Genomic DNA, 17,185 nt, shown 5'->3' with positions numbered 1-17,185 from the left:
TGCTTCGACGCTTGCGGCGCGATCCTTCCCGAACATGGTTAACAGCGGGTAAACAAAATCGACCAGCGGAACGCAGATGATTCTGGATTTCGCAGCAATTTCAATGGCGTCAGGTGCTTTTGAATTGCTTTTATCCGAATAACTCGATGGTTCCCGTTTAGAGGTTCTTAGAGGGTTCCAGCCATTCTGCACCTCGGCCGCCGATTGAATATCGGGGTCTAACTGTACAGTAGCGTCACACCAGAAAGGTTGCGTACTATGGCTGATATCGTTCTCTCCGCGTCGGTTCGTCAGAACCTGCTCTCGCTCCAGTCGACTGCAGATCTTCTCGCCACCACGCAGACCCGCCTTGCCACCGGCAACAAGGTCAACTCCGCTCTCGACAATCCGACCAACTACTTCACCGCGCAGTCCCTCAACTCGCGCGCGTCCGACATCAACAACCTTCTGGATGGTATCGGCAACGGCGTGCAGGTTCTGCAGGCTGCCAACCAGGGCATCACCTCGCTGCAGAAGCTGATCGACACCGCGAAGTCGATCGCCAACCAAGCTCTGCAGGCCACTGTCGGTTACTCGCAGAAGTCCTCGGTCACCAGCATCGCAATCGACGGCGCGACCGCTGACAACCTGCTCGGCACAGCTGGCGATCCGGTCAATGCGGCCTACGAAGGCTCCGACGCTTCCATCACCACCACGACCGCTTTTGCAAGCGCAGCTCTGGCTGGTACCGGCGGCGCGCTGAAGGTCGGCACGGCTGGCGCTTTCGCAAACGCTGCGACCAAGATTAGCGATCTGACGAACGGTACTGCGGCAACCTATACCGGTCCGGTCGCTGGCGACAGCTTCACTGTCAACGGCAAGACGGTCACCTTCGGTGCGAACGGCGTGCCGAGCGAGGATGCCAACGGTAACTGGACCATCGGTCTTGACCAGACGATCGGCACAGTACTCTCCACGATCGACACCATCACCGGCAACACCAATCCGGCCAATGCATCGACGATCAGTGCAGCCGGCGTTGTGACCCTCAACACCGGTACCGCGTCCAACCTGACCATTAGCGGCACGGGCCTCAACAAGTTGGGCTTCGCATCGGCTACCGACTTCGCAACACCAAAGCTTCGCACCGCTGGCGTTGGGACGGTCTCGAACGGTTTGACGGGCGCAACCAAGCTCAGCCAGGATCCAAATGGTGGCGACGTTGCTTTGACCACCGGCTTTAAGGCTGGTGATACGCTGCAGATCAACGGCACCGATGCTGCTCACACCCTGACCTTCGTGACGGGTACGGCGAACGGCGCCAACGAGATCAGCATCACCGACGACGTTGACACGTTGCTCTCCAAGATCGACGGTCTGACTGGTGGTACGGGCTCGAAGGTGGTTGCAGCTGTGGCTGGTCCGCCTGCCGTGCCGGCCCACGTCGAGATCAACACGGGTACTGCCTCGGATCTCAAGATCATCTCCTCCAACGCCGCAGCGGCGGAGTCGCTGGGTCTCACCGGTACGCCGGTTGGTCCGACGAACCCCAACGCCACTCCGACCGTTAATCAGACGCTCGTGACGACTCAGTCTCGCGGCGCTGGTGCTCCGCCGGCACTCGAAGGCAAGACCCTGACCATCGCTTCCACCGCCGGTGGTTCGCCGCTGAACATCATCTTCGGTTCGGGCGGTTCTGGCGCAGGTCAGGTCAAGTCGCTCAACGACCTCAACAACGTTCTTGCAGCCAACAACCTGCAGGCTTCGTTGTCGACCGACGGCAAGCTGACCATCACCACATCGAACGACTCGGCTTCGGCCACGATCGGTGCGATCGGTGGCACGGCGGCGACGGCTGGTGGCGTGTTTGCTACTTCGACGGGCCCATTGGTGGCTGGCGCTCCGACACTCGATCCGGTTGCTCAGTCGACCCGTGCGAGCCTGGTGACGCAGTACAACAACGTCATCGACCAGATCCGTACGACGGCTCAGGACTCTTCGTTCAACGGCGTTAACCTGCTGGCGGGCGATCAGCTCCAGATGACCTTCAACGAAACGGGCAAGTCGACGCTCAGCATCACCGGCGTCAACTTCGACCCGGCTGGTCTGGGTCTCGGCAGCCTCACGGTTGGCACCGACTTCGTCGACAACGACGCGACCAACAAGGTCCTGACCTCGCTCAGCACCGCCAGCTCCTCGCTGCGTGCTGAAGGTTCGGCCCTCGGTTCGAACCTGTCGATCGTGCAGATCCGTCAGGACTTCAACAAGAACCTGATCAACGTGCTTCAGACCGGTGCATCCAGCCTCACGCTGGCCGACACCAACGAAGAAGCAGCGAACAGCCAGGCTCTGTCGACCCGTCAGTCGATCGCGGTCTCCGCGCTCGCTCTGGCCAACCAGTCGCAGCAGAGCGTTCTCCAGCTCCTGCGCTGATTTCTCGACAACACGTGGCGGAACAGGTGGCGGGGCTTCGGCTCCGCCACTTTTTTTGTTCCAAAATTTTCTTTGGTAATTGGGCGCCCAAGCGGCGCCCTTTTCGTTTCAAGGACTTAGCAGGAGAATTAGCAGTTCCTTAAGGATAAAACTTAAACCGCGCTTAACCATAATTTAAATCGCGCCTTCTATACCGAGGGGGAGAAGACACCGCTCTCCAATTGCCGTCCTGGCAGCCGGCACCTCGCGTTAATCAAGGAAGGTCAAAATGTCCGATATCGTTCTCTCAGCCTCGGTTCGCCAGAACCTGCTGTCGCTTCAGTCGACTGCGGATCTTCTTGCGACCACGCAGACGCGCCTTGCCACCGGCAAGAAGGTCAACTCGGCGCTCGACAACCCCACGAATTTCTTCACGGCGCAGTCCCTCGACTCCCGTGCCAACGACATTAACGCGCTGCTCGATGGCGTCGGCAACGGCGTGCAGATCCTGCAGGCCGCCAATACCGGCATCACTTCGCTGCAGAAGCTGATCGACACCGCGAAGTCCGTCGCGAACCAGGCGCTGCAGACACCGGTTGGTTATTCCCAGAAATCCTCGGTGACCAGCGTTGCGATCCCCGGCGCGACCGCTGACAATTTGCTCGGCACCCCCGGTGCTCCAGTGGATGCGACCTATGCCGGCACCGACGCCGACATCACCACCACCGCCGCTTTTGGGAGCGCTTCTCTGGTCGGTACTGGTACCCCGCTGAAGACCGGTACGGCTGGTGCTTTCGCGAACTCCGCGACCAAGCTGAGCGATCTGACGAACGGCGCTGCGGCCACTTCAACCGGTCCGGTCGCTGGTGATACCTTCACCGTCAACGGCAAGACGGTCACCTTCGGTGCGAATGGCGTGCCGAGCGAAGATGCTAGCGGCAACTGGACCATCGGTCTTGACCAGACGGTCGGCACACTGCTCTCCACGATCGACTCCATCACCGGCAACACCAATTCGGCCAATGCATCGACGATCAACAGCACGACCGGCGTTGTGACCCTCAATACCGGCACCGCGGCCAACCTGACCATCACCGGCACGGGCCTCAACAAGGTCGGCTTCGCGTCGGCTACCGACTTCGCAGCACCAAAGCTTCGCACCGGTGGCGGGCAGACGGTCTCGGCCGCTTTGACCGGCACAACCAAGCTCAGCCAGGATCCAAACGGCGGCGATGTTGCTCTCACCAACGGCTTCCAAGTCGGAGATACGCTGCAGATAAATGGCACCGATGCTGCTCACACCCTGACCTTCGTGAAGGGGCCAACAACCAGTGCCAACGAGATCAGCATCACCGACGACGTTGACACCTTGCTCTCCAAGATCGATGGCCTGACCGGTGGTACCGGCTCTTCAATTGTTCCGCTGGATCCTGGCCCGCCAGTCGTTCCTGCCCATGTCGCAATCCACACTGGCACCGGCTCTGATCTCAAGATCGTTACCTCGAACGCCGCCGCAGCCCAGTCTTTGGGGTTGACGGGCACGCCAACACCGCCGACCGGCGTCCCGGGACCGACGAATGGCCAGACGCTCGTCACCACCTTTGCCCGCGGTGCTGGCACCCCTGCGCAGCTTGAGGGCAAGACCCTGACTATCGCGGCGACCGCCGGTGGCCAGCCGCTCAACATCATCTTCGGTGCAGGCGGCAGTGGTGCAGGCCAAGTCAAGAACCTCTATGAACTCAATGCAGTTCTCGCCACCAACAACCTGCAGGCTTCGCTGTCCACCGACGGCAAGCTGACCATCACCACCAGCAACGACGCCGCATCCTTCACCGTCGGTGCGCTGGGCGGCACGGCGGCCGCGACTGGTGACATTTTCGGCGGAGCAGTCGCGACCGGTGTTATTGCCGATCCTGACTCCCAGGCGACTCGAGCGAATTTCGTCACGCAGTACAACAACATCATCGACCAGATCAAAACCACGGCGCAGGACGCGTCCTTCAACGGTGTGAACCTGCTCCAGGGTGACCAGCTCAAGCTGGTGTTCAACGAGACCGGCACGTCGACACTGAACATCAACGGCGTCGCTCTCGATCCTCCGGGCCTTGGTCTTGGTGCACTGACGATCGGCACTGACTTCATCGACAACAAGTCGACTCAGAGCATTATCACGTCGCTCCAGACTGCGAGCAGCTACCTTCGTTCGCAGGCATCGACGCTCGGTTCGAATCTTTCGATCGTGCAGCTGCGTCAGGACTTCTCGAAGAACATGATCAACGTGCTGCAGACCGGTTCGTCGAATCTGACGATCGCCGATACCAACGAGGAAGCGGCGAACAGCCAGGCGCTGGCCACCCGTCAGTCGATCGCGGTCTCTGCACTCGCGCTCGCTAACCAGTCGCAGCAGAGCGTGCTGCAGCTCCTCCGCTAAGCGGACGGGCAAGGATGATGACAACGGCGGCGGGGCTTAAAGCCCCGCCGCTTTTTTTTTGAAATGGCCTTCGGGATTTCAACCGAAGTGAATTCGATTTGTGAGAAATACTCGGCTTATTGTTGATTTTATTTTTGGTGTGCAACGCGAGATGCGCGCGCACACAATGAACGACTGCATGTAGTCGTTTCGATTCAATTTGTAGTTCGTTGAACTATCATCGTTATGATCGCTTGATCAGACGCGCGTCCTTCAAGAATGGAGCGAGCCGTGGCCCTTCGTGTCGAGCTAAAGCCTTTTGAGCGAATTGTGATCGGCCAAAGCGTGATCACCAATTCTGATGTGCGCGCATCATTTTTGATTGATGGGGACGAGCCCATCTTGCGTGAGAAAGATATCCTCACCGCTGAAACTGCAAATACACCTGCAAAACGCATCTATTTGTGTGTGCAGCAGATGTATCTCGAGAACGATATCCCGAAATATCAGGACCTTTATCTCGAATTTGTAAGAGATTTTCTCGGTGCTGTGCCAAGTTCGCGTCCTGAGATCGAGTCCGCGAGTAACCACATTTTAAGCGGTGCTCTTTACAAAGCCCTAAAGGACATCAGGAAACTGATGAAGCGTGAAGAAGCGTATTTGTTGAGGTGAGGAATGTCTAACGCCGCTCAGGCCTACGCGCGTACTGCTCAAACAACAGCGTCTCCTCGAGAGATCGAAGCGCAGGCTTTGTTGAAGGCGGCTAACAAGCTGCAAGACGTCATGACCAATGCTGGCCGCACGGACGATGATTTTGCGGAAGCGCTGTTGTTCAACCGCAAGCTCTGGTCGATTTTGCTTGGTGCGGTGACCAACGACCAGAATCCGCAGACCGTCGAAATTCGTCAGAACATCGCCAACATTGGCACGTTCGTGATGACGCAGACGATGGAGCTTCAGCTCAATCCGCAGCGCGAAAAGCTGAAATCGCTCATCGACATTAATTGCAATCTTGCTGCAGGCCTCTCCGGCCGCGCATAATGAGGAGAGTCCGCTATGTCTGATATGTTCAGCATTCTCCAGGCCAACTATAAAGCTGTCGGCACTGCGAGCTATAACCAGTTGCCGTATGTGCCTGTGGATCCCGCGTTGTATCAGGGGACATGGACCGGAGCCTACGCGGACAACACCAAGTTCACGATCCAGATCTCGAACGTGACTGGCTTTCGCGCCAAGGTGCGTTACCAGAGCGGCTCGACGATCTCGTATCAGGATGTCCTGATCAACAGCAATTCGTTCAAATTCGGCAACTCGAAATTCACCCTGACCCAGGCAGGCCAGGCGCAAATCAAGACCGTGAACGATACGAAGGGCACGCTGGAAACGGCTAACGCCACTCAGGATATCCCGCCGGGAGGCAGCTAAGCCCCGGCGGAGGCTGATTAAGCCTTCACATCGGTGTTCTTGTTGGCGTGATCGCGCTTGGCTTCGTCCTGCGCACGCAAGTAGGCGCGGGCGCGCAACCTGCCTTCATCAGGAAACTGGCTAACCACAACACTCGTACGGCTGTCGACCGTCTGATAGACAATCTGTGCTGCAGCGCGATCAATCACGATCTGGCGTGACAGGCGCTGGCTTTCCGAATCCGCATTGTTCCGTGACAGTAAGGCCGCGTCAGGCGCTGTGACGGCCTTGTCGGCGGGGAGTTGTGTTTGGACAGCCCCCTTCGCTGCAGCAGGTGCAGTGTCGATGATTGGTGTCGGAACCGGTGCTCCCACCGGTCTAATACTAAAATCTGCACCCATGTCAGCCCTCCTGGCCTCCTTTGGATCAAGTCAAACCTCAACCCTCCAACGGTGCTAAATTACTGAAATCGCTTGAACGTCCTGTTTAAGGCGCCGTGATGAATTGATTCAATTGCGATCTAAAATGTGCAACGCCGCGACCGGAGGCCGCGGCGTTTAGTAGGCTTCAAAGACGAAAAAGTTTAGAGCGAGCGGCTCACCGACAGCGGCATGACGTTGCGAGGATTTGGCGTCGCACGCTTTCCTGCGGCCGTGTAGCCGAAGGACAGGTTTCGTCGCTGCAACTCGCCATTCACACCACGGACGATCCCCTCCGAGACGGCATGGGCCGTTGCGAGCACAGCGAGATTGGTCTTCAACATGCTGCGGAAGACATCGTGATGATGATGCAATGACGTCAGCAATTCGGGAGTGGCCCGCTCGAGGTAGTCCTGGTTGCTCTTGATCTTCGTGATGGCTTTCACGTAGCGCCCGGACAATTCGCTTTTCTCTCCATCCAGGGCCATGGCATCCCGCACTTTTCCTGCGCGAACGAGCGCGGTCTCGCGCTCGACCACGTCCTGCAGTGTGGTCATCACTTCCAGGAGGTTGTCTTCAAGCTGACGGGCTTCCATCGGAGTCGATACCGGTTGCTCGGAAAGCAGGGCGGGTTGCTCGATCGTCATAGGTTATACCTCCTGAACTCAACTGTTACGGTTAGCTTGCTGGATGATGAGAGTGCGATAAACGTCGTTGGAAATTCCGACACCGCCGGCCTTTGCAAACGATTTGGAATATTGCTCGGTCAACATCGATCGCCACACCCCGGTGCTGGGTGTGTCTCCGAACGGACCGTCGCCTTTGATCCCGCTGGTCATTTGCGAGAACATCGAGTTCAGAAACACAGCCTCGAAGTCCTGAGCCTTGTCCTTGATCGCCTGCTGCTTCTGCGGCGACACCTTCGTGAGCGCTTGCGTCAGCTCAAGATCGGGGTGACCGTTGAAGTAGGTCAGCGGCGGCTGCTTCTTGGTGGTGCCAATGTTCATCATCACATCACCTCGATGTCGGCTTGGATCGCGCCGGCGGCCTTGATGGCCTGCAGGATGCCGATCAGATCGCGCGGGCCGATGCCGAGACCATTGAGGCCGTCGACCAGCTGCTGCAGCGAGACGCCGCTTTTCACGAGTGCAAGTTTCTTTCCGTCTTCCTGCACACCCACACTGGTGCGCGGCGTAACGACGGTTCGTCCATTCGAGAATGGAGCGGGCTGGCTGACGTCGGCGCTCTCGGAAATCGTCACGGTGAGATTGCCTTGCGCAACGGCGACGGTCGAGACGCGGACGTCACGTCCCATCACGATGATGCCCGAGCGTTCGTCGATGATGATCTTCGCCGCCAGATCGGGTTCGATTTGAAGCTGCTCGATCTCGGTCAGCATCGCGACCGCGTTGCCCTTGAATTCAGATGGGATGGTGAGCTGGACGGTGGAGGGATCGACCGGCTCGGCGCTCTTGGAGCCGAGAAAATCATTAACCGCTGCAGCGATGCGTTTTGCCGTGGTGAAGTCGCTGTTGCGCAATGCGAGCCGGACGGTCGGCAGCCGGTTGAGCGCAAATTCGATTTCGCGCTCGATGATCGCGCCGTTCGCGATGCGGCCCACCGTCGGTACGCCCTTGGTGACGCTTGCTGCGGCGCCTTCTGCGGCGAAACCGCCGATCGCCAGCGACCCCTGACCCACGGCATAGACATTTCCGTCAGCGCCGAGCAGTGGCGTGACCAGAAGTGTGCCACCCTGAAGACTCTTGGCGTCGCCGAGTGCGGAGACGGTGACGTCCATCCGCGTGCCTTGCGTGCCGAATGCAGGCAGGTTGCCCGTGACCATGACCGCTGCGACGTTACCGGTGCGGATGGTGGCGCCGCGAATGTTGACGCCCATGCGTTCCAACATCGCTTGCAGCGACTGCTTGGTGAAAGGAATGTTGTTGAGAGTGTCGCCGGTGCCGTTCAAGCCAACGACCAGGCCGTAGCCGATCAACTGGTTCTGGCGTACGCCCTCGATATTGGCGAGATCCTTGATCCGCGACGTTGCTCCAGCCGATACGGCTGAAACCATCAGCACGGCCACCGCCATGCAGGCAATTCGAAAATTCCGAAACATCCTCTGCTCCCCGCTGAGGTCTTTGCGGCCCACGCCCCGTGCTCCCCACAGGGTTAGTCCGCAACCGATCTATGCGAGAGCCGTGCCAGGCTGCTAAATCTTTATAAGATGTTGAATTTACTTGATAAAAACTTCGTCCGGCAAACGGGCGCGGGCAGGGATGGCAGGCGAAGTTGCCGCATCCCGGCATAAATTGCCGGGTCATTTACCGACTATTAACCATAACCAGCGACCTTACTCGCAGGGATCACCGGCTCGGTGATGGAATGGCGCGGCGGTTGCAATGACCGATTGCCTCGCGGGGCAGGTACGATGCGAATTTACGGACCGAGTGGAACAAGCCAGACGTCGCCGAAAGCAAATGCCCGGCGCTCGACCTCTTCTGGATTTTCCATAGAGGATACCAGCGTTCTGGCGGAGACGCGGCCGGTGGCTGCTCCCAGAACCGCGGGTGGGATTGAAGCTCTGCTGGCGATGCAAGGGTTCGACGACCCCACTGAGCGTCGCAAGCGCTCGGTCCAGAAGGGCCGGAGTGCCCTCGATGTCCTGGATGACCTGAAGATCGGGCTTTTGACTGGGGCGCTTGATTCGTCGATGGTCGGCAGGCTTCGTGTGGCAGCCGCCGAGCTGAAATCGACCTCGGGTGACCCTCATCTGGATCAGGTTCTGTCCGAAATTGAACTTCGGGTTGAGGTGGAACTGGCCAAGGCAGGCCAAGTAAAGCCTGTAAATACTGGGTTTTAAGTGGGAAGGCGGGTCGGTTCCGCCGGCACATGGAACCAGCCTTGCGGTATCGGGTGCCGGCCCCGTTCTCGATATTGTTTGTCACAAGGCGCCGCTATATAAGCTCCCGCGCGGACTGGGTTTTTTCCGGCCGCTAGCACGTCGAGATGGACCCGCCCTTGGAAAAGTTGAAGAACTACAAGCCTTCCGAGAAAGAGCCCTTCATGAACGAGCGGCAGCGGGAGTATTTCCGCCGCAAGCTACTCGATTGGAAGGATGAGATCCTCCGCGAGTCGAAGACCACGCTCCAGCAGCTTCAGGAAGAGAACGTCAATCACCCTGACTTGGCTGACCGCGCCTCATCGGAAACCGATCGCGCTATCGAGCTTCGTGCCCGCGATCGTCAGCGCAAGCTCATTTCCAAGATCGATGCCGCACTCCAGCGCATCGAGGACAATACCTATGGGTATTGCGAGGAAACTGGCGAACCGATTTCGTTGAAGCGGCTCGAAGCACGTCCCATCGCCACGCTTTCGGTCGAGGCGCAGGAACGGCACGAGAAGCGAGAAAAGGTCTATCGCGACGAGTAGTGCCGGTCGTTCACGGCCCGGACATGTCTTCGCTCGGTAGGTCACTGAACCGGTGACAGCGCAGCGGTGTGTCTTTGGGGCAGATGAACTCGGCTTGCGCGCGTCCGATGCGGCTAGGCGTAGCAAGCGATTACATTGGGACGCAGGCCGATCGGCCTTTGGCCTGGTTCTGCGACACCTATAGGTGTCCTTGCGCTCGCAATTTCTGAAATCGGAATCAAACGATCACGGCCTCCGTCAGGGGAGCTAACGGAGGCCGCGTCGTATACATCGCACTGCGCCTAGGTTCGCCGCGCGATGTGGGAGCTCGGATGAAGACGGTGGGAGCCGTCTTCAGAGGAGGATTAGAACGGCAGCAGGACGTCGAAGACCTGTTGGCCGTAGCGGGCCTGTTGCACGTCTGTGATCTGACCGCGGCCGCCATAGGCGATGCGCGCTTGCGCGATCTTGCTGGAATCGATGGTGTTGTCGCTCTGGATATCTTCCGGTCGAACGATGCCGGCGACAATCAGTTCTCGAATTTCGTAGTTGACGCGAATTTCCTGTTTGCCCTCGACAACCAGGTTGCCGTTCGGCAGCAACTGAGTGACCACTGCGGCGACGTTGGTCTGCAGGGCTTCTTGGCGGTTCACCGATCCCTTGCCGTCGCTGCTGGCTGTGGAGTCCGTGGTCATCAGGCGGCCGGGAATTGGCGCATTGGTCAGAGGCACCTTCGTCAGGCCGAAGAAATTCGTGATGCCGGAATCTTCGCTGTTGGCACGGCTGCGCTGCGTCTCGTTGGCGATATTGGCCTTGTCGGTGATGTTCACGATCACCGTCAGGATGTCGCCAATCTGGTGCGCGCGCTGATCCTTGAAGAAGGCGCGTGATCCGTTTCGCCACAACGAGTTTGGATTAAAGGACGCAGGTTGTGGCGCCGGCATCGGCATCGACACCGGCTTGTAACCGGCTTGTGTCGTTGGATTGTCGATCGCCGACAGTTTCGGCTTTTCGCCAATCGCGGCCAGCCGGTCGATCGCCGAGCATCCGCTTGCAATAATGCCCAAGGCCAGAAGACTGCTGCCCAGCAGAATGCGATTGAGTGTGTGGGACTTCAACATGACTTTTACTCAGCTTTCTGGGAGGGGGTTCCGACTGGAGCTTGATCGTTTGTAGCGAGCGCAGCGGTTGCTGTGAGGATACGAGCAGGGGTTGCAATCATCACGACGACCTGACCTGGTCCGACGACTGTGCCTTGCACAACGCGTTTCGATTGCAGGTTGGTGACGTTGACGACATCGCCTTGCGTACCGTTGTCGACCGCCTTGCCGCGACCCGTGAGATAAATTCCAGGCGCCTCGTAGATGAGAGTGACGCTCTGGTCGCGAGTGACCAGGTCCGGCTTGCCGATGTCGATTGCCTTGATGGCCTGTCCCGCACGGATCTGTTTGCGGACCTGCATTCCGATCGCACGCTCTCGTATCGTGAGATCATTCCCGACCTCCGCCTTCGGGCGGCGTTCCGTGACCAGGTCGGACGCCTTGAGAATGTCATTACGATCGACGCTGCGCGTCAGAATTGTCGCCTCTACGGTTTCGATAGCTGTGCCGGTGAAGCGCAACTTGGTCGGTGAGTAGGTGACCTCGTTCGGAATTTCGAAGGTAATGTCGAACCGGCCATTGCGCGGATCGAAGCGAATGATCGAAGCGCGCATGTCGCCGGTATTCGACGCATCGAGCTGGAGTTCGCGGAGATCGCGGTCGAACGTAATCGACAGGTTTGCGGCATCGCCGAGTCCGTTACGATGTTCCAGAGCCTGCGCAACCTGCTGCTCGATGTCCTTTGAGGATACCGCGCGCGAGGATCGTGTCACCGAGACTTCGCGGATGTTGCGCGTATCGACACCGATCACCTGGTGGGCGCCAAGCGCGGAGAGGATCCGCGACGTCGGCACTGATCCGGTTGTGCCGAGATCGGGTGCACGGAAGATCGCGATTTGCGAGGCGCTTCCGGCATTGTCGATCACGTCGCCGATGCGCACGATATCGCTGTTGACTGTGATGCTCGCGCGCAGGACCGGACCGGTCACCGCATCTTTTTCTGACTGGGCAAAAGCTGCTCCAGTGGTCGCGGCCAGAACGGCCGCTGTGAGGAGGAACGAGCGCAACATCTTCATCTCCTTTATCGCAACATGCCGGTGGTGGATTGCATCATCTGATCGGCCGCGCTGATGACTTTTGCGTTCATCTCGTAAGCGCGCTGGGCGGCGATCAGGTCGGAGACTTCCGTCACGACTTCGACGTTCGATGCTTCGAGGTTGCCCTGCTGCATGTCGCCGAATCCATCGGCCTGTGCGAGACCGTCCTGCGGCGGGCCCGATGCCGGCGTGTCGACAAACAGGTTGTCCCCGATCGATTGCAGGCCCGCCTTATTGATGAAGCGGGTCAGGCCGATCTGGCCGACAACCGTTGGTGTTGTTGAGCCCGGCAAGATGACTGAGACTTGGCCCTGCGGGTTGATGGTGAGCTGCGACGCGTTCTGCGGAAGCGTGATGGTCGGCTGCAGGGGGTTGCCTTGCGCATTCACGATGCGGCCGGTGCCGTCCGTCGTGAACGAACCATCACGGGTGTAGTTGTAGGTGCCGTCCGGCATCTGGATCTTGAAGTAACCTTCACCGCGGATAGCGATATCGAGATCGGCTCCTGTGGCGGTCTGGGTGCCCTGTGTCATCAGGCGCGGCGTGCCGACGGTCTTGACGCCGCCGCCGATGTCGATGCCTACCGGCAGGACGGTGCCTTGATCAGAAGCCTGTGCGCCGACGCGCTGAACGTGCTGGTAGAGCAGGTCCTGAAACTGCGCACGCTGCTTTTTGAAGCCAGTGGTGCGGACGTTGGCGATGTTGTTGGAAATGACCTGAACGCTGAGTTCCTGGGCGGCCATACCGGTTGCTGCAGTGTAAAGAGCTTGCATTGTTTATTCTCCTCAAGCCGGTACGTCGGCGAGTGATTGGATTGCATTCTTGCGAAGATCGCTTTGCTGTTGCATCAGTGCCGAGATCTTTTCGTAGGTGCGCGAGACCATCATCAGGCGGCTCATTTCAGCGACCGTGTTGACGTTGGATTTCTCGACAAAACCCTGGTTGACGCGTGAGGCGACGTCAGGCTGAGCCGTCGTTCCGGCGGGAGCCGAGAACAGGTTCGAGCCTTCCTTTTGCAGCTTTTGCGGACTGTCGAATTTTACCATCCTCAGCTTGCCGCGGATGGAGTCGAACTGGGTTACGATGCCTTCTTTAACCGTCACGGTGCCGTCGGCGGTGATGACGATGTCCTTATCGGTCGGCTGGAAGACGATCGGCCCGTTCGCGCCGAGAACGAGGTTTCCGCTGGCAGTGACGAGCTGCCCCTGTGAATTGATCTGGAACGAGCCGTCGCGGGTGTAGCGTTCGCCACCGGGGGTCTGAACGGCAAAGAAGCCTTTGCCGTCGATCGATACGTCGAGAGGATTACCGGTCCCCTCGGACGGTCCTTGCGTGAAATCGTGATATGCCGCGCGATCCTGCACGAAGCTGACACGCCGGTCGGCGAGGGCAAAATTGTCCTCATGCGCGCCCGAGGTCAGATATTCCTCGAACAGCGTCTTTTCGGCCTTGAAGCCGTTCGTGTTGACGTTCGCGACGTTATTCGCGACCACGTCTAACTGACGCTCAAGCGTCACCTGTCGCGACAACGCGACGAGGAGGGTATTCTCCATCGATCTGTCTCCCCTTGATGAACCGCGCTGGCCTCTCCCAAGGCATGACGCGGATCGTATGAACCGGAGAGGCTCTCCCAAGCTGGCCGGTTCGCCTTCCCTTAATGCGAGAGGCGTGCCAACTCAGAAAACTTTGTAATTACAGATATTTGGATGATTGAGAGGGCTGAAGCGGGGCGGCAATAAACGGCTTGTTGACCATATTGTCCCGGCAAAATTTTCCCACTTCGGGAACAAAAGAAAGATTTCGTTAACCATTGCGCCCCTACGGTGTCCACACAGAGGCGCTTGGAGCGCCGGCGGCCTTCGTATCGCGTCACTCAAGCCAGTTCGGCAGCATTTCAAGCCAAATCCCACAGTGAGCGGGGCTATGGCAGACGGCGATCAAAACGAAGAAGCGGGGGGCGCGGAAGGCGCAGCCGCTCCGAAAAGCAAACGCAAGCTCATCATCATTGGAGCTGCTGCGATCCTCGTGCTGGCGCTCGGCGGGGGCTGGTTCTTCATGCATGGGCATGGTGAGGACAAGGAAAAGCATGCGGAAGCGGAGGTGAAGCCGCCCGTATTCCTCGATGTCCCTGAAGTGTTGGTCAATCTGGCGGGTCTGCCTGGTGAGCGTGTCCAATATCTCAAGGTGAAGGTGGTGCTTGAGGTCAAGGATCAGCCGATGGTGGCGCAGATCACGCCGACCATGCCGCGCGTTATGGACCTGTTCCAGACATACCTGCGGGAATTGCGCGCTACAGATCTCAACGGCTCGATGGGGCTGTTTCGCCTCAAGGAAGAGCTGACGCGGCGTGTCAACGCTGCGATTTCGCCCCATCAGGTGAACGCTGTGCTGTTCAAGGAAATCGTCGTTCAGTGACGGGACGGAAGTTTAAGCAATGACGCCGGATAATGACCTCGATCAGGATGCACTAGCCGCCGAATGGGAAGGCGCGCTGGACTCCGAGGATCCCGCCGAGGCTGCTGCCGCAGCTGCTGCCAATGAATTGACCGAGACTATGGCCGAGCAATGGGCGGCGATGGTCGGCGAAAGTGATAGTTTACTTGGACCCGGGAAGTCGGGCGGCGAGCGTGTTCTGTCGCAGGAAGAAATCGATAATCTGCTCGGTTTCAGCGACGGCGAAGTCAATCTCGACGAGAATTCCGGCATTCGCTCCATCATCGATTCTGCGATGGTGTCGTATGAACGCCTGCCAATGCTGGAAATCGTTTTCGATCGCTTGGTGCGGTTGATGACGACAAGTCTGCGCAACTTTACGTCCGACAACGTGGAAGTTTCGCTTGACCGCATTACGTCAGTGCGTTTCGGCGATTATCTCAATTCTATTCCGTTGCCTTGCGTCCTTTCAGTTTTCAAGGCCGAGGAGTGGGAAAATTTCGGGCTTTTCACCGTCGATTCAAGTCTGATCTATTCGATCATCGACGTGCTACTTGGTGGTCGCCGCGGACAGGCTGCGCTCCGTATCGAAGGCCGACCTTACACCACGATTGAGACCAATCTCGTCAAGCGCCTTGTCGAAGTGGTGCTCGCCGATGCCGAACAGGCCTTCAGGCCGCTGTCTCCTGTCACGTTCACGATTGATCGGCTTGAGACAAATCCACGCTTTGCCGCCATCAGCCGTCCGGCGAACGCTGCCATTCTCGTGCGTCTGCGCATCGACATGGAAGACCGTGGCGGCAATATCGAACTGCTGCTGCCATACGCAACCATCGAACCTATCCGCAACGTTCTGTTGCAGATGTTCATGGGTGAAAAATTCGGCCGCGATCCGATCTGGGAAGGCCATTTGGCAACCGAGATCGCCAAGGCGGAAATCGCCGTCGATGCCGTGCTCTATGAAGCCAATATCCCGCTCAAGCAACTGATGACGCTGCAAGTCGGTGACACGCTGCCGCTGAACATGCGACCGGACGCACTTGTGTCGGTCCGGTGTGGTGACGTGATCCTCAGTGAAGGGCGAATGGGCAGGGTCGGCGATCGTGTCGCCATCCGCGTCACCAAGCCGCTACGCAAACCGAATACATCGTTCGCGATGTTTGAAAAAGCCGACGAGCAAACGAAGATGATGGAGGCACAGTGAGTCACACATTCGCATTGGTGATCGAGAGTTTGGTAGTGATCTTGCTGCTGATCACGATCGGATATTGTACTCTGCTGAACCGCCGCCTGACCTTGCTCAAGGCCGATGAGCAGTCCTTGCGTGGCACGATTGCAGAATTGGTCACTGCAACTGAGATTGCGGAGCGTGCCATTCAGGGGCTGAAGCTCACGGTTCGTGAATGCGATCAGAACCTCAGTGGCCAGCTTCAGAGCGGCACAGAGCTTTCTGAGAATTTGGCCAAGCAACTCTCGGTCGGCAATGACATCGTGGCTCGGCTTACAAAAGTTGCGCTCGCGGCGAAGCCGATTATGTCGGACACACCTCGCTCTTCGAGTGAAGTCGCGACTGAGGTATCCAGGAAGAGCGCGCCTAAGGGATCGCACGCCAAGGAGCTGCTCGCCGCGGCTCAGGCGTTCTCGGAACGGCGGAAGGCTGCTGGTCTCGCTGCATGAAACGTGTCGCTCGCGATATCCGCATTATCCCGGTCCTGATGGTTGCGATCGGTTGTCTGGCGGTGTTGAAGGTCTCCGGCCTGTTGCTGGACGGCGGATACATTCTCAATGACGACGATGGAGTGCCGCCAAAGAAGTCGTGGGCGCAGGAGACCTTCAATTTTCCGGCGCCCGGCAAACAATCTGAGCCGCCCGATATCACCGGTTCTGTTGCAGCCAAGAAGGAAGAAAAAAAGGAAGAGAAGCCAGCGGTGGCTGCGCCCGAGGCGCGATCGCCGGACGAGACGGTCCTCTATCCTGACCCAAAAGGCCAGATCCCTGCATCTGAACGTGCTGTTCTTGAGAGCCTGCAGTCACGACGGCAGGAAATCGAGGCAAGGGCTCGCGAAATTGATATCCGCGAAAGCCTGATCAAGTCGGCAGAAAAGCGCGTTGAGGGGCGTCTTGAGGAAGCGAAGGCGACCGAAGCGCGGATTTCCTCGGTGGGCCAACAGAAGAACGAGGCTGAAGCTGCGCGCTTCAAAGGCATCATTACCATGTACGAGGGAATGAAGCCGAAGGACGCTGCCAAGGTCTTCGATCGGCTGGAGTTACCGGTGTTGTTTGAGATCGCTTCGCAGATTGCGCCGCGAAAGATGGCCGACATCATGGGGCAGATGCAGCCGGAAGCTGCTGAAAGGCTGACAGTCGAACTGGCTCGCCGGGCAAGCGCAGGCCTTTCGTCGTCGCCGAATGACCTGCCCAAGATCGATGGCAAGCCGTCCCAGCCGCCTCGCAATTGAAGCAGGTGATTAACAAGGCCTTAATCGGCGAATTCTAGATTTGGGTGGATGGCGAGAGCGG

At 58.4% G+C, this 17,185-nt stretch carries 19 protein-coding genes; 11 read left to right on the top strand and 8 right to left on the bottom strand.

Annotated features, from left to right (window positions below):
- The first annotated feature begins 258 nt into the window (after positions 1-258).
- The 5 genes from ACZ5C3_RS20930 (at position 259) to ACZ5C3_RS20910 (ending at position 6,226) form a co-directional block, all read left to right on the top strand.
- Positions 259-2,412 carry a flagellin N-terminal helical domain-containing protein gene (locus ACZ5C3_RS20930; protein ID WP_464032679.1) on the top strand — a complete coding sequence of 718 codons (2,154 nt, stop codon included), beginning with the start codon at positions 259-261 and terminating at the stop codon, positions 2,410-2,412.
- Positions 2,413-2,680: 268 nt separating this feature from the next.
- Positions 2,681-4,822: a flagellin N-terminal helical domain-containing protein gene (locus ACZ5C3_RS20925; RefSeq protein WP_464044246.1), complete on the top strand. Its 2,142-nt coding sequence runs from the start codon at positions 2,681-2,683 to the stop codon at positions 4,820-4,822.
- Between the two features lie 270 nt (positions 4,823-5,092).
- Positions 5,093-5,473, top strand: coding sequence for a flagellar biosynthesis repressor FlbT (flbT, locus tag ACZ5C3_RS20920; protein WP_464032675.1), 381 nt, complete (start codon positions 5,093-5,095; stop codon positions 5,471-5,473).
- Between the two features lie 3 nt (positions 5,474-5,476).
- A complete protein-coding gene (flaF, locus tag ACZ5C3_RS20915) occupies positions 5,477-5,842 on the top strand; it encodes a flagellar biosynthesis regulator FlaF (protein WP_464032674.1) in 366 nt (121 codons plus the stop codon).
- A 15-nt stretch (positions 5,843-5,857) separates the two neighbouring features.
- The gene (locus ACZ5C3_RS20910; protein ID WP_464032672.1) at positions 5,858-6,226 is read left to right on the top strand and encodes a hypothetical protein; all 369 of its coding nucleotides are present in this window, start codon (positions 5,858-5,860) and stop codon (positions 6,224-6,226) included.
- Positions 6,227-6,243: 17 nt separating this feature from the next.
- Here ACZ5C3_RS20910 and ACZ5C3_RS20905 read toward each other — a convergent pair whose 3' ends face one another.
- The 4 genes from ACZ5C3_RS20905 to ACZ5C3_RS20890 all read right to left on the bottom strand — a co-directional run bounded on the left by ACZ5C3_RS20905 (position 6,244) and on the right by ACZ5C3_RS20890 (position 8,743).
- Positions 6,244-6,606: a hypothetical protein gene (locus ACZ5C3_RS20905; protein WP_464032670.1), complete on the bottom strand. Its 363-nt coding sequence runs from the start codon at positions 6,604-6,606 to the stop codon at positions 6,244-6,246.
- 182 nt (positions 6,607-6,788) lie between these two features.
- Entirely contained in the window at positions 6,789-7,271 is a 483-nt protein-coding gene (locus tag ACZ5C3_RS20900) for a hypothetical protein (RefSeq protein ID WP_464032668.1), read from the bottom strand.
- An 18-nt stretch (positions 7,272-7,289) separates the two neighbouring features.
- A complete protein-coding gene (gene flgJ / locus ACZ5C3_RS20895) occupies positions 7,290-7,634 on the bottom strand; it encodes a flagellar assembly peptidoglycan hydrolase FlgJ (RefSeq protein ID WP_464032667.1) in 345 nt (114 codons plus the stop codon).
- Entirely contained in the window at positions 7,634-8,743 is a 1,110-nt protein-coding gene (locus ACZ5C3_RS20890) for a flagellar basal body P-ring protein FlgI (RefSeq protein ID WP_464032665.1), read from the bottom strand. The genes flgJ and ACZ5C3_RS20890 overlap by 1 nt, the downstream gene beginning before the upstream one ends.
- A gap of 312 nt (positions 8,744-9,055) precedes the next feature.
- Here ACZ5C3_RS20890 and ACZ5C3_RS20885 point away from each other — a divergent pair, with 312 nt between their 5' ends.
- Together ACZ5C3_RS20885 and dksA are read left to right on the top strand one after the other, a co-directional pair.
- On the top strand, positions 9,056-9,487 hold the full coding sequence (locus ACZ5C3_RS20885) for a flagellar assembly protein FliX (protein WP_464044245.1): 432 nt from the start codon (positions 9,056-9,058) through the stop codon (positions 9,485-9,487).
- 203 nt (positions 9,488-9,690) lie between these two features.
- On the top strand, positions 9,691-10,056 hold the full coding sequence (gene dksA, locus ACZ5C3_RS20880) for an RNA polymerase-binding protein DksA (protein ID WP_002712631.1): 366 nt from the start codon (positions 9,691-9,693) through the stop codon (positions 10,054-10,056).
- 344 nt (positions 10,057-10,400) lie between these two features.
- Here dksA and flgH read toward each other — a convergent pair whose 3' ends face one another.
- The 4 genes from flgH to flgF are packed head-to-tail and all read right to left on the bottom strand — an operon-like array spanning position 10,401 to position 13,785.
- Entirely contained in the window at positions 10,401-11,156 is a 756-nt protein-coding gene (gene flgH / locus ACZ5C3_RS20875; RefSeq protein ID WP_464032663.1) for a flagellar basal body L-ring protein FlgH, read from the bottom strand.
- A 5-nt stretch (positions 11,157-11,161) separates the two neighbouring features.
- Positions 11,162-12,205: a flagellar basal body P-ring formation chaperone FlgA gene (flgA, locus tag ACZ5C3_RS20870; protein ID WP_464032662.1), complete on the bottom strand. Its 1,044-nt coding sequence runs from the start codon at positions 12,203-12,205 to the stop codon at positions 11,162-11,164.
- 11 nt (positions 12,206-12,216) lie between these two features.
- Positions 12,217-13,005 (bottom strand): flagellar basal-body rod protein FlgG, encoded by a 789-nt coding sequence (gene flgG / locus ACZ5C3_RS20865; RefSeq protein ID WP_464032660.1) that lies wholly within the window; start codon positions 13,003-13,005, stop codon positions 12,217-12,219.
- A gap of 12 nt (positions 13,006-13,017) precedes the next feature.
- A complete protein-coding gene (gene flgF, locus ACZ5C3_RS20860; protein WP_464032659.1) occupies positions 13,018-13,785 on the bottom strand; it encodes a flagellar basal-body rod protein FlgF in 768 nt (255 codons plus the stop codon).
- 370 nt (positions 13,786-14,155) lie between these two features.
- On the opposite strand from flgF, the gene fliL reads away from it, so the two are divergent.
- From fliL to ACZ5C3_RS20840, 4 genes are read left to right on the top strand one after another with little or no spacing between them, the layout of a single operon-like run.
- Entirely contained in the window at positions 14,156-14,647 is a 492-nt protein-coding gene (fliL, locus tag ACZ5C3_RS20855) for a flagellar basal body-associated protein FliL (RefSeq protein ID WP_464032658.1), read from the top strand.
- Between the two features lie 19 nt (positions 14,648-14,666).
- Positions 14,667-15,869, top strand: a complete 1,203-nt coding sequence (gene fliM, locus ACZ5C3_RS20850) for a flagellar motor switch protein FliM (protein WP_464032656.1) — start codon at positions 14,667-14,669, stop codon at positions 15,867-15,869.
- Complete coding sequence (locus ACZ5C3_RS20845; protein WP_464032654.1) at positions 15,866-16,342, top strand: DUF6468 domain-containing protein; 477 nt, start codon at positions 15,866-15,868, stop codon at positions 16,340-16,342. The genes fliM and ACZ5C3_RS20845 overlap by 4 nt, the downstream gene beginning before the upstream one ends.
- Entirely contained in the window at positions 16,339-17,124 is a 786-nt protein-coding gene (locus ACZ5C3_RS20840; RefSeq protein ID WP_464032653.1) for a MotE family protein, read from the top strand. Before ACZ5C3_RS20845 ends, ACZ5C3_RS20840 begins: the two co-directional genes overlap by 4 nt.
- Positions 17,125-17,185: the final 61 nt, after the last annotated feature.

This window comes from Afipia dichlorophenoxyacetatis (assembly GCF_055386385.1).
This window is presented reverse-complemented; position numbering and strand designations above follow the sequence as displayed.